The 13,191-nt window shown below is 59.6% G+C and carries 10 protein-coding genes; 6 read left to right on the top strand and 4 right to left on the bottom strand.

Annotated features, from left to right (window positions below; translation table 11 throughout):
- Positions 1-94: 94 nt before the first annotated feature.
- The gene (locus tag KQI84_01725; GenBank protein ID MCB2153578.1) at positions 95-3,808 is read right to left on the bottom strand and encodes an SBBP repeat-containing protein; all 3,714 of its coding nucleotides are present in this window, start codon (positions 3,806-3,808) and stop codon (positions 95-97) included.
- 198 nt (positions 3,809-4,006) lie between these two features.
- On the opposite strand from KQI84_01725, the gene KQI84_01720 reads away from it, so the two are divergent.
- Complete coding sequence (locus KQI84_01720) at positions 4,007-4,519, top strand: ferritin (protein ID MCB2153577.1); 513 nt, start codon at positions 4,007-4,009, stop codon at positions 4,517-4,519.
- Positions 4,520-4,544: 25 nt separating this feature from the next.
- Here KQI84_01720 and KQI84_01715 read toward each other — a convergent pair whose 3' ends face one another.
- Both KQI84_01715 and KQI84_01710 read right to left on the bottom strand, forming a co-directional pair.
- Positions 4,545-5,015 carry an HD domain-containing protein gene (locus KQI84_01715; GenBank protein MCB2153576.1) on the bottom strand — a complete coding sequence of 157 codons (471 nt, stop codon included), beginning with the start codon at positions 5,013-5,015 and terminating at the stop codon, positions 4,545-4,547.
- 103 nt (positions 5,016-5,118) lie between these two features.
- Positions 5,119-6,462, bottom strand: a complete 1,344-nt coding sequence (locus KQI84_01710) for a hypothetical protein (protein ID MCB2153575.1) — start codon at positions 6,460-6,462, stop codon at positions 5,119-5,121.
- Positions 6,463-6,586: 124 nt separating this feature from the next.
- On the opposite strand from KQI84_01710, the gene KQI84_01705 reads away from it, so the two are divergent.
- Positions 6,587-7,072, top strand: coding sequence for a hypothetical protein (locus tag KQI84_01705; GenBank protein ID MCB2153574.1), 486 nt, complete (start codon positions 6,587-6,589; stop codon positions 7,070-7,072).
- Here KQI84_01705 and KQI84_01700 read toward each other — a convergent pair whose 3' ends face one another.
- Positions 7,073-9,511 (bottom strand): hypothetical protein, encoded by a 2,439-nt coding sequence (locus tag KQI84_01700; protein MCB2153573.1) that lies wholly within the window; start codon positions 9,509-9,511, stop codon positions 7,073-7,075.
- 84 nt (positions 9,512-9,595) lie between these two features.
- Here KQI84_01700 and KQI84_01695 point away from each other — a divergent pair, with 84 nt between their 5' ends.
- Genes KQI84_01695 through KQI84_01680 form a run of 4 tightly spaced genes read left to right on the top strand, consistent with a single transcriptional unit; the run spans position 9,596 to position 13,182 of the window.
- On the top strand, positions 9,596-9,922 hold the full coding sequence (locus KQI84_01695; protein ID MCB2153572.1) for a DUF1844 domain-containing protein: 327 nt from the start codon (positions 9,596-9,598) through the stop codon (positions 9,920-9,922).
- A 23-nt stretch (positions 9,923-9,945) separates the two neighbouring features.
- A complete protein-coding gene (locus KQI84_01690; protein MCB2153571.1) occupies positions 9,946-10,533 on the top strand; it encodes an RNA methyltransferase in 588 nt (195 codons plus the stop codon).
- Between the two features lie 8 nt (positions 10,534-10,541).
- A complete protein-coding gene (locus KQI84_01685; protein MCB2153570.1) occupies positions 10,542-11,447 on the top strand; it encodes a hypothetical protein in 906 nt (301 codons plus the stop codon).
- A 10-nt stretch (positions 11,448-11,457) separates the two neighbouring features.
- Positions 11,458-13,182, top strand: a complete 1,725-nt coding sequence (locus KQI84_01680) for a hypothetical protein (GenBank protein MCB2153569.1) — start codon at positions 11,458-11,460, stop codon at positions 13,180-13,182.
- The last annotated feature ends 9 nt before the right edge of the window (positions 13,183-13,191 follow it).

Here is a 13,191-nt window from a genome sequence, read left to right as displayed (position 1 = left end):
CTTTGCAACTGCCCTCGAAGCGAAACCGCGGCACGTTGGTTTGAAGCCAACGTGCCGCGGTTCTGTTTTGCTCTGGGAGGATTTGGGGGAAGTGTTACTCTTCCAGCGGCTCCCGCAAGGGCAATGGATCGTAACCCGCCTTACCGATTGCCCACTTCACAAGCACATCGGCATCGACAGAATCCACCTGGCCGTCAGCATTGATATCGTACAGCGGATCGTAGAAGACAAGCGCGTCATCGGTAGTCGCACGAGCCAACTGGATTGCGTCGGCCATATTGACGTGTCCATCGCGATTGAAGTCACCGAAGAGCGGTCGCTCTGCCGGATCCTTCGGCGATGTTCCGATCGCAAGCTCGAGCTCATCACTGAACCCATCGCCATCGGTGTCGCGCCTGCTGGTCGGATACGGGATCGTGCCGTGCACATAGGGTGAAATGAATCCGACATCGGACAGGCCCGTGTCCTCGCCGTTGTTCGCGTAGTAGCGACGCAGCGAACGCACGTACCAGCCCTTGTTGCCGGGCGTTGGCGTGTATGTGTGCTCGAACGAGATCGGAGTGCCGACGCTTTCCACCGGCTCACGATCGCGGCCGTTATCGGCAACAAGCAGTTCCGTCTGAATCGCGCGATCATCACGTGTCGTGAAGAACGACTGCTCGTACAGATAGTAGTTGTAGTCGTTGGCAGATCCCGTCGGACGCGAATCGGTGAAGCGGATCGTCCAGGAATCGTCGGGATTCCGGGTTGCGCTCACATTGTCAACCGAGGTCGACGGAACCTTCGCTGTACCAGTCTCAGTGAAGACGACGGATCCCGATCCACCGACACTATCGTATCCGGTAATCACGTAGACATAATCGCCTTCGAACGAACTCGGGTTCCCGCCGTCATTCAGTGGCAGCGAGAAGACATCCGTATAGCGGTTCTCGGGCGGACCGGCCGGGGCCCTCGGCACGGCTCCCACGTCGAAGGTCTGCGAATAGAAGGGCGCGCCCGGTGTTGCTGACTCGGCTACTGTCACGACATACGAACCGACATTGCGATCGAACTCGTCGCGGAACACGACATAAGCCTGGCCCGGCGTGTTGATAATGAAGGCGCTCACGAACTCCAGGAAGTTTGTCGCCACCACCTGAACATCGTCGATGTACCATCCGACGTAGTCGTTAATCGTATCATCGACGGTATCGAAGTCGAAGCGCAGGCGGATCTTGCGATTCGCATACGGAGTCAGGTCGACTCGTGCCTCGGTCCACTGGGGATTAGAGAGGAAATTCTCCGAGATGGGGAAGAAGGCTCCACCATCGACCGACAGCCACACGCTGTACATGTCGTAGCCCGCATAATCCTCTGTCTCCACGTAGTTCTGGTAGACGAGCTGAACACAATCGGCGCTCGGAAGCTTGATTTCGTCGATCATCTGGAGCGAACCGGCGGAGATGCCGCCGCTCTCGTAGGTACATTGTCCTTCGATGTTGAATGCGAAGGCCGAATTGCCACTCGTTGCCGGCGGAGTGATACAGACCGAGTTCTCCTGGCGATGCCACAATCCCGTCATCGACCAGTTCGTCACCGGCGATGTTTCGACATCGTCGGTGTAGATGATGTATTTCGGATCCTCGCAGGGAGGAATCGGTGTCGGCGTGGGGCTGACCCCGTACGGGTCGATTTCCGCGACAAAGGCATCAGCCGTTCCCATCAACGTGTCCTGTGCTTCGTTAACTAGCGGCAAGTCGCTGGAAGTTGTCCGGCCGCATATAAAGACCGATCCCGATGGCCCGAGGGCGATCCCCAGGCCCTCTTCGGAGAGGCTTCCTCCGTAGTAGGAACTGAAGAGGATGTCTGTGCCCTCGATGTAGTAGACCTGTGCGACGAACGCATCGGTCGGTCCGTTCAGATTGAAAAGGAATGGGTCCAATGTTGGGAAGTCTGATGATGCTGTTGTTCCGACTAAAGTGGCATATGACCCATCGAAGGCGATGCCATTCCCCTGGTCTGCGCCTGAGCCGCCAAAGAAGCCGGATGTCTGCACAAAGCTCTCTCCGCCAAAGTAATCCACGGCCGTCAGGAAGGCATCAGTGACGCCGCCGCCATAGCCCGCTTGCAATGGACTCTGAACAGGGAAGTCAAGGAACGAGCCGGTCGATCCAGTCATGCAGGCTTCGTACATTCCACCAGAGGCTACACCATTGCCTTCCTCGGGACCCGAGCCGCCGACAAACGTCGACAGGACAACCGTCGGAGTCACTGTCACATCCCCGCTGACCACGAGCATGAAGGCGTCAGACACACCCCCTCCGTAGCCTCCCTGAATCGCTGCAGTCTGTGGGAGATCAGGCGAGGACGTTGTCCCCGCAAATGCCATCACGTTACTGCCGGAATTCCAATCTACTGCATTCGCCAGGTCGGCACCCGATCCACCGAAGTAGGAGGAGAAGTAGACCTGCGCGGCAGCCCTCTTCCCGCCAGCCGGAGGGCCGAGGACGATGGCAAAGCCATCGGTGCCGCCCGTTCCGAATGTATCCTGGATCGGGAACAAAGTGGGGAAGTCGGAAGAAGCAGTCTCACCTGTGATAACAAATCGCCCAGTGTCTCCTGTGGAGACGTCTGTTCCGCGCTCTGCGCCGGAACCACCGATATACGAGGAGAAGAACAGCGTCGCTCCATCGTTGGACAAGACAACACCGACGGCGTCCGAGGCACCCTGAAGCTCCGACTGAATCTGAAGAGCAAGTGGGAAGCTGGTCGATTGGGTTGTGCCGGAGACATACACGACCCCGGTATCATCAAGATCGATCCCCGTCCCTTCGTCGATGCCACCGACCTGGCCGACATAACTGACCCAGCGCACCGCGGCGGGATCGCTGCCGTTTGGCCCCTCGATCTGGGCCACGAAGATGTCCGATGCGGACACAGAGCCGCGGCCCTGCGGCGGAGAGGGGGGAGTGACCACACCAGGACTCGTCGGGATATCGCTGGAGAACGTTGTCCCCACAACATAGGCGACATTGTTCGAATCGACCACGATGTCTTCGGCCCAGTCCACATTGGAGCCACCCAAGTATGTCGAGTAGACGAGCACCGGGTCGATGGTCAGTTTGTAGTCCGGATCGTACTCACCCAGCTCGAAACCGACTGTCGAATCGTCAAGAGTCCGATAAGCGACCCGGACCGGAACGATGTAACCGCCGATTTCCTGGAAAGCGATCGGGGCGTTGAAGTGGATCTCGCCATCGCCGAGTTGCACGGACAGCAGGCCGTCAGATTCGATGGACAGTGCGTTCGCACCGTCGAAAGCCAAGGCGATCTGGCTCGGATCGACGCCCGGGGCGATTTCGAAGTCGTATTCCAGATCTTGTCCCTTGCCGTAGAACATCACGTCGATGCCCGGATAAGCCTCGCGATAGGCAATCCGCGACCAGGTCGGAACATGCGTCTTCCATTTAGCTGAATCGTTGCCCATGAAGTAGTTCACGTGACCGCCGTGCGATTCCACGCCATCGAGACGTGGATTCGGCGCGCCATTCTGGAACCGAATCGCGACTTCCGAGAACTGTCCTTCGTCATCCCGGAGCCGGAGGATCGGCCCCTGGTCCTCGAAGAACATCATGTAGCCTGGACCACGGGCGTAGAAATCCGCCGACGAGGAGATCTGGCCTTCGTTCGCTTCGAACCAGAGGGGCGGCTCGAAGTCCTTGACGTTGGCGTCGGCAAGCACCAGCGCCCCTGGCGCACTGGCCACAATCAGGGCTAGTGCGGCCACGGCCCTGAGGATTCCTCCGAGAGAATTCATTCGAGGGGTCATCAACCATTCTCCAATCTGGTCGCGATTTCGCATAGGTTCCATATTACCGGCCGGACTGACCGGGAAAAGGGTCATTTTGATCGGTTTTGAAATTCGTCTTTCTGCACGCAAAAATCCAGCCTGTTTGCTTGATTCCTACTCGCTTACGGGCCAGCCTCTCGGCTGTACACTTCGTCCCAAATCCTTCAGGAGGTTCACATGGATCAAAAGGCACTGATTTCCGACGCCATGCAAGACTCGATTAATCAGCAGGTTGCTAATGAACTATACTCTTCGAACGCCTATCTGTCCATCGCTGGATATCTGGATTCACTCGGTTTGAGCGTGATGTCCCAGCGATTCTTCGAGCAATCCGACGAAGAGCGCGCCCACGCGATGAAATTCGTCCACTACCTTCTCGAGGTCGGTGGCGATCTCGTCATCAACGCCATTCCAGAGCCTGCGAACAAATTCAAGTCCGTCCGCGAGGCGGTGGCTGCTTCCCTGCAGCAGGAGAAGGAAGTGACTCGCCAGATCAACCAGATGATGACCCTTGCTCGAAGCGAAGACGATCACGCCACCGCGAGCTTCCTGCAGTGGTTCGTCGATGAGCAGGTCGAGGAGATCAGCACGATGAGCAACCTTCTCCAGGTCGTTGAGATGGCGGGAGACAACCTCCTTCTGGTCGAAGATCGTTTATTGAAAATTCAGACGATCGGCAACCAGACTTAATGTCGTTTCGAGGTCCGGGGGCCCGTCAGCGCATTGTCGCCAGGCGGGCCCTGGCAGCCTCGATCATATCCGGCAGAGCCGCCACCTCCGTGGCCAGCTTCCCCGGATCGATCCGATACCCCAATCTCACGAGATCCAGCCGGTCTGCGTCCCAACAGGTGCAGATCGTTCGGCTCTTGTGTGACTGCATGTCGCTATGATGGCGACAGGCTTCCACAAGAACAGCCAACCGATTCCGATCCAGCCCCATGTATTCCTCGTTGAGCTCGATCGCCAGACGAGCAGCTCGTTCCCCATGTTCGGGGTCTACATGCTCATTCTGGCGGGCCGCATCGTGCAGGTAGGCAAATGCTCGAATGACGTGCACGTCGCCTCCCGTCTCAGCAGCCAGCATCAACCCGTTGGACTCGACACGCTTCCAATGAGAGATCCCATGCAGTCCTTCGCCATTTCTGAAGTGGCGCTGACACAGGACCTCTATCAGGCGAGAGTTCATCGCACCATCCCGTAGAGATTATGAAGTTCATCGGATGTTGTCCCTGGGGGCTTCCGTCCGCAAGGGAATAGAGAACCGCGACGCAGGTTGGGCGGGGTGGTGCTCAGTTCAGCGACGGCCCATCTGACGGTGGGGGAGGCTCCGGCTGGCGGGAGAGGTCCACCTGTAGTGGCGGGAAGGTCAGCTCCGAACGCCGATAGCGCCGGTACCATTCGCACGCTCGTGCGAGCAGAAGAGTCTTCGCCAGTGCCGCGCGAGCAGGGTCGCCGGTGCGGACACGCAGAACGTGCTTCAGGACGAACCGTGGCGCCTCGTCGGGAACGATCTCGGGAGGGGCTTCCGCCAGCAGATCCATCTGAAAGCCGACTCGTTCGCCGCGTTCCGCCGCGAGGCGCTGAGCTTGTGCAAAGCGCCGGATTTGCTCCGTCAATTCGTCCATCCGCTTCAGAAGAACCGCGCAGCCCTGCTTGTCCAAATCGAACTCGAAGGCCTCGTACAACCACCGCGTTCCTTCGTCCTCGGCGCCGGAAAGATCGCTGGCGATCACAGACGACTTCCAGGACAGGACGCGCAATTCCTCGTCTGCAAAGGCCTCCGCGAACACCTCGGCGCTGAACTTGCCACTACTCAGCAGGCTGTAGCTCTTCAGGCAATCGGCCATCAGCCCCTCGGCCGCCGCGCGTGCTGCAATGCCCAGCTTTGTTTCCGGGTCGCCTTCCTGGAGCAGGAACCACTCCTGGTGGAGAGGCCGCAGGCGAGCGTCGAGAAATCGCTTTGGATCGGGAGAATGTGCGCTCAAAGCGTAGTCGCCTATCGACGTATCATGAGCAGGACCGACGTGATTCTCTTCGGCAAGACGCGCTAAGTGCAGCCACTCGAAGAAGCGCCACATCACGCCCTGCGTCAGGTCGAGCTTCGACCCGATCCGGGCGCTCCAGAGCTGTGTCCAGTCGGCCAGTTCGCGTGCGCGTTGCCGAAGCGCCTTACGCGGGAACGCCGTCAGCGATCCACGGGAGAGCGACTGAAGGTCCAGCAGCGGCAGCAACCGCTCGTCAATCTCCTCGTGATCTTCGGCGGCCAGCAGAATGTCCTCGCTCGCCCGGTCGATCAGGTGGGCGCCCTGATGCCCAAGAAGGAGCAGGTACCGGGCAGTCAGTCCCTCCTCCGCGACAGCGCGGAAGATCTGGCGATGCCGGACCGTCAAGTCCTCGTAGGCCTTGAAGCATGGCGACAGGGACGGGAGGTCCTCTTCCAGGGCCATCAGCAGTAGCGAATGCTCGTCCGGCAGCGACAGCGCCAGCCACACGGCCTGGCCCGCTATTCCGCGGCCGCCGTGCCGGAATTTCCGAGGTGCGCCGGGCGCGCTCAGGCTCCAGCCCAGGTGCGACAGCACCGAAAGGAACTGATTCAGTCTCTTCTCAGCCGTGGGGCCCGATTGGTCCGTCACCGCGCTGACTCCTGAGGGATCCGGCGGCACAGTTCGGCCGCTCTGCATACGAGTCCATATTCTTCTGTTGGCAGCGTCAAGCAGGGGCTAGCAGGATCGGCCCAGAAAGCGAAGGGGGCACGCGTTGGTTCGTCTTGTACTGTGGTCAACATTCCTGCTGCTTCTCCTGATTCTCTGGGGGCGCGAGATTCTAGTGCTCGGAGCCGCCCAGCGCGAGAAAGAGGAGACCCGCTTCGAGAATCGCCGATTCCGGCGCCGTACTACCGGGCTTTTCGTTCTGCTGCTGCTCGCCGGATGCTACGATCTCAGCAACTACCTGGATCCCTACCTGACGGCGCGCGGTGCGATTCTCTACTACGGGATGTGCTTCATCATCCTGATTTGGCTGTTGATCATCGCGACGCGAGATGTTCGCGCGGAGGCAATCCATTATATGGAAGAGCAGAATCAGGTCACGCTCCAGGCATTGCTGGAACTCGAACGTCGAGTCGCTATGCGAGACGATCCCGATTGGCAGCGCATCCCTCCGCTGGAGTTCCCCAAGAAGGACGAGGACGAAGCAGAGGAGCCCGAAGCAGAGGCCTTGGAAGAGGTGGAGCCGAAGGAGTAGTTACTCGGCAACTTCCTTGCGTTTCCTCACTGGCCAGAATCCCCCAACCAGCAATCCCAGGAAGAGCAGTGCCGAAACCGGCAGCATCGTCCGCGACATTGCGGGCAAGTGATACGTGCGCTCCACCTGCCACTCGCCCGCCGGCAAGGCCATCGATCGTCCCTCTCCCTCAACGGTCTGTCCATCCGGGCCAGTCGCCACGATTCGCCAGTTCGGGTACTCGATCTCGGCGAAGTGCACCGTCATTCCCTCGTCCGGAACGACAACGCGGAACGCAGTTCGATCCGGTGTGCGTTCCAGTTCTGCGATCTCGACAGCCGCACGATTCTCTATGCCCGGCCACTGATCGTCCGAGGATAACCACGCCCAGCCCACCGCGTGCGGATTCTCCCAAATCTGCAGACCGTACGGCATCTGCTTCTTGAACTGCAGGCCGATCCTCTCGAGTTTCTCCCGTGCCGGTTCCCCGTCCGGGAATATGCCGTATGTCAGCAGCACTGTAGCGTTGTACGCATCCAGATACGTGCGATCGTCAACTTGCGGCAGGAACATGAAAGCACTGAGTTCGCTGTCCGGCGGCACGTTCAATCGGCTCGCATCGTACAGATGGCGGAAGTCCTCGACGTAGCTCTTCAGCAGCAGCGGTTGATACCCGCGCATCGTCTCCAATCCGTAAACTGCAGGTCGTTCACAGGCGATCTCGCGCGTGTACTCGTCGACTCGGTAATCCAGCATGCTGTTCGTGTAAACGAAACGGCCCTCGGGCGAAGCTCGGAGTTCATCAACCAACGGCGTCTCGGGATAGAAGAAATCCTGGAAGTCCGCCGCAGCGATTTTGTGATACACGGCCTCCGATTCGATTTCCATTCGATCCAGCACCTGAGGAATCGGATCGCTGAACGGTCCCCAGAATCGCAACAAATCAAGCAGCACACCAGCAAAGAGTAGCCCGATCGCCACACGCCGATTCAGCTTCCGAGCGATCAGAAGTCCCCCGGCAATCGCCGTGACGACGACCATCGAGAGTCCCCATTCGAGCGAATTGCTCGCCGTCGTCAGGATGTCCTCCTTAAGGCCCGGGGGAAGTCCCGGCAGGCGATCGCTCAACCCGAGCACCTCCGCCAGGGACGGCACGATTCCTCGCGCCACTGCGAACCCAATCGCGAACACCACTGCAATTGAGGCGCCCGCGATCGCCAGGCGCTTGCGCTCTTCATCGGGCGCGTCCTCATCGGACATCTGGAGGAGCCGTTCCAGACCGAACGCTGCGAACAGAATGATCGGCCCGACAGTCCAGAGTTGCCAGCGCGCGGGCACGCGGAACAGATCGAATCCTGGGAGGATGGAATAAAGAACCTTGTAGACGAACGTATTGCGGCCTAACGCCACAAGCAGCCCGAATACCGCCAGCACCAGGCCCGTCGCAAGCCATCGACGATCCGCGGATTGCTCGAGGCTTAGATCGGTTCCTCCCAGTCGTTTCCAGCCAACAACCAGTCCCAGTGCCGCCAACATCAGCGCAGCGATCCCAACGTAGGCATTCGTTTCGTGAAAGCCGGTGCTGGAGCCCCAATAGAACATCTCGTTCGTGCCGGTCATGAAGAAATCCGGCGCCAAATCCGTGATCAATGTTCGGGGAGACAGGGAATCAGACGTCAGATAGTTCCAGGCCTGCTCGGCACCGCGGCCGACACCCAATTGCGCATACACCCAACTGGCCGCGAGTTGCGGCAGGCTGATGATCAGGGTGACCAATCCCGCGATCCCGAAATGCACGACGGTCAGCAGCCGTGTCTTCGCCGTGCCCGGCTCGGCGATGGCCCGCCCAAGCACCCAGATGCCCAGCCCCATCCAGGTGATCTGGACGAGTTGCGGCGCACCGGCCAGAAACTGCAGTGCTCCCAGCAGCGCCAGTCGCGCGGTCGCACGTTTGTTCGCCTGGCCGCACAATTCCGCCTCTGCCCACATCCATGGAAACCACGCCAACGAGTAGATGAAGATTGCGATACCGGATACGAGGCGAAGCATCAGATACCCGCCGCACATCCAGAGGATGCCCGCCAATAGGGCTGGAATCAGCGAGACGCGAAGTCTGGCCAGGCGATAGAACCCCAGGCCTCCGCCCAGCAGGTGCAGAAGCAACACCCACGTCATGGCCCGCTCCAGCGGCAGCCCCAGCCAGAACAGCCACTTGGGTGGATACAGTACGCCCGCTTGAATGTCGCCGAAATACGGAAAGCCGGACATCGTGGAGGAGAACCAGCCGGTCGAGAATCCCTGGGCCAGCCAATAGGCACGGCGCGGGAATTCATTGTTCACAATGTCTCCGCCACAGAAGACCTGAGTTCCCCACACCGTACCCCCATGGAACAGGAGCAGGCAGAAGAACAAAACTCCAAAGACAGCAAGGCCGCGTTTGACGCGGGGCCGTTGATTCATGAATAGTCTCGCCCTGGGCGGATGGCGCCCGATGAAGTTCGGCGCCTGTTTTGGCGCCCCAACCCACGCGACGGCAACGAGAAGATGGCAACTCCTGCAAACCCCGGCGAGATGAAACCTGCTTTCATCACCATTGTGCAACTCCACCAGATTCAAGGAATGCTGCACCTCGGGGTCATCGCCGATCCCGCCACGGGCAAGCCTCGGCCGGTCGACTTCGGTGCTGCGAAGTACGAAATCGGCCTCCTGCGCATCCTGCGACAGAAGACCCAGGGAAATCTGGACGAGGAAGAGGAACGCCTGTTGGACCAGGCCATCGAGGCGCTCGAGACTGCGCTCGCAGAAATCGCCGGCCCGGATGCCAAGTCCACCCGCAAGCGCCGGATCGTTCTGCCAGGCGAAGAAGAATAACACCTCCGAGAATCCCCAACGCCATGCCCCTTCACATCGCACTCGTCCATCATCCCACCGTCGACAAACGCGGCAACGTCGCCGCGACTTCCGTCACGAACCTCGACATTCACGACCTGTCTCGCATCGGTCGCACCTACGGCGCGGATGGCATCTGGATCGTTCATCCTTACGAGAACATGCAGCGTTACGTGCAGAAAGTCTTCGGCCATTGGAAGGACGGGTGGGGCGCGGCGTATAACGTCACGCGCAAGGAAGCACTCGAGGACACTTACCTGGCGACGGACTTGCCGGAACTCGAAGAGCGCATGGAAGAGCTCTATCCCGGGAAAGAAATCGTCTGGGTCGCGACAAGCGCCCGTAAGGCTGTGAATACGCTGTCCTACCAGGAAATGCGTGACTGGCTGGACGATCCGGACGATGAGCGCGTGTTCGTGCTGATCTTCGGGACGGGCTGGGGATTGCACCCCTCCGTCATCCAGGAAATGGACTACGTTCTGGAGCCCATTTACGGCCCGACTGAGTGGAATCACCTTTCGGTTCGCGCTGCGGCGGGAATCATCATCGACCGTCTGCTCGGACTCGGCAGACCGCGCCAGTCTCAAGGATAGAACTCGTCATGAAAGCCCTCGCGGTTTTGAATGGCTCGACGTTGCACAAGTTCCATCGGGGCATGCCGGAGGCCATCGATCGCGCTTTGCACGAACAACACCCCAAGAGCGAAGTTGCCATCTCGCGATCTCTGGAGCACATGCTGCAACTGATCGGCCGTGGCGTTGAGCGTGGCTTCGAGTTGATCCTCGTCGGCGGGGGAGACGGCACGCTCTACCACACGGTGAATCTGCCCGGGATCGAGCGTGTTGTCGTGGCGCCGCTTCCGCTAGGAACGGTGAATGCCTTCCTGCGGGCGGCTCGCGTCTCCGTGGACGACCCCATGGAAGCCCTTCGCCAGCTTCTGGCGGGGGATGTCGCCGAATGCTCTCCCGCAAAGGTCAATGATCGCCGCATTGCGTGCTTCGCGTCCATCGGTTACGACGCGCGGGTCGTCCATCGGAACTCGCCAAAGCTGAAACGAATGATTGGCGGCGCATCTTATGGCCTGACAGGATTGGGAGAGCTCGCGATATCGCCGCTCGCTGCGCGCTCCGGGCGCATTCGATTCGACACCGATCGGCGCGTGTTCCGCGCGGCATCCGTCGTCATTTCGAAGATTCCTGTCTACGCGGGCAGTCGCTGTTTCGCCACCACCGCTGTCGACCCCTATCTGCAGGCCGTCTGGACGCGTCATGACAACCCGGCTTCACTGCTCGCAATGGCCGGATCGTTGGCCCTGAAACTACCGGAAAAGGATCACGTACTTCCCGGAGTCGGTCGCATCGGGGCTTTCTCTCGCGCGCGCTGGCGCAGCGAAAAACCCGCCTGGGTGCAACTCGACGGAGAAGCGATCACGCTCGACGACAGCCGCGTGATCGACATTCGAATCGATCCGGTGAAGCAGAGATTCCTCATGCCGAAGCGATCTTAATCGAGGCATCATGGGCACCGAGATTCCGAATGATTCCTCTTTATCGAGTCCCGACAAAGACAAGCATGCTGCTGTTCGTTGGCTTGGCATCCTGACAGTCTGCTTCATATTGCTGTATGGCATCACATGGCGAGTGCAATTCAACGGCGATTCGCAAGCTCATCTGTACTCTGCAGCCAGTCTGGCCTGGTCTTCCGACTTCGAACTTTCCGAGTACGATTCGATGCTCCGCGATCGCAACGGCGGGGCGCTTCCGTACTTCGTCTTCGAGTCTGGTGACCATCTATTCTCCATCTTCAACTTCACGCCAGGCCTGCTGCTTGCGCCCTTCTTCAAGCTCGCTGGCCTGTTTGGGGAGACCGTTCACAACGATATCGTCATTTGGGGGCATATTGGGCGCTTCGTCGGTATGTTGTTCCTCTACTTCGCCGGGGTCTGTGTGTGGCTGCTGCTGTGGAGGCGCATTGGCCCTCTGCCGGCATCTTTGGCACTCGTTGCACTCTGGTTTGGCAGTTCGTTCTGGCCGCTTTGCGTGGATTATCTCCAGCACCAGCCCGCCGCCTTCTTCAGGGCAGCTGCACTCCTGACGATCTTCGGAATGACATCGGAATCGAAGGCCGGGATCTGGCGAAGCCTGGCGGCGGGCCTGCTGTTTGCAGTCGCCGTCCTCTGCCGTTATCAGACCGCGCCCGCAGTGGCGTTCGTGGCAATTGCCTGCGGCTGGTGGGGACTTGGCACCGCCAGGGAACGCATCGCTTTCGCAGCCGGTCTCCTCGTTCTTGTACCGTTGACGATGCTCTATCATGCCTTGGTCTTCGGCAGTGCTCTGCGCATCGGGCCGACGTTGTGGCTGCAGTTCTCATCGCCGTTTTTCTACACTCTGAGCGCGCTCCTTGTGAATCCCAGCAAGGGGATCCTGCCGCACAGCCCGTGGGTTGTTCTGCTTCTCTTCGCGTTCATCCGGCCGAAGGGCGCACTCCCACTCAATCGGCGAGATAATGCGCTTCGGCTAATCTGCCTTCTTTCCATTCTGCCAACGCTCTTTCTCTACTCGAAGCTCAATGGCTGGTTTGCCGGCTGGTCTTGGGGGTGGCGCTATCTGCTGGATGCGGGGCCGGAGATAGCGATCCTGTTTGGGATCGGCGTGGCACGGTGGTGGGGGAACCGAATCCTTCGCGCCAGCGCTCTTGCCCTCTTGACGATCGGCATTGGGATCCAGGGACTCGGCGCATTCACTTACGATGGAGATTGGCACGCAAAACACGACCTCGGCATCGGTCCCAGCCAAGCCTGGCTCTGGCAGGTTCGGGACAGTCAGATTCTCTATCAGCTTCGCCGCGGGAAGGTCTACATAACCACGAGGCCAATTCAATGGAGAGATAACCCCTATGATTCCCAGGGCCTCTACGGTCGAGAGCAGTGGGGCGAGACGTCGGTCAGTTGGACCGCGCCGCAGGCCCATTTCATGTTCCTCGCGACGGAGAATCCCGCCCGTCTCCACGTGTTCTCGCCGTCACTTCCCGATGGCGTGAATCAATCCATGACCATTTCTGTGAATGGGAAACAGTGTGGGGTATATATGCTGCAGCCGGGTAATTGGAACGACATCGAACTCCCTCAAGTCCCCTTCCAGCACAGCGCTCTTCTGGATATCGACGTGCAACCGATATTCCACGAGGATGGGCCGAGCGGACGTGCGTTGGGAGTCGCCCTTCGCCTCGAGCAGATACGCTGAGAAGGGACC

Source organism: bacterium (assembly GCA_020444065.1).
Lineage (GTDB): Bacteria > Sumerlaeota > Sumerlaeia > SLMS01 > JAHLLQ01 > JAHLLQ01.
Note: the sequence above shows the minus strand (reverse complement) of the source record. Positions and strands in the feature narration are given on the sequence as shown.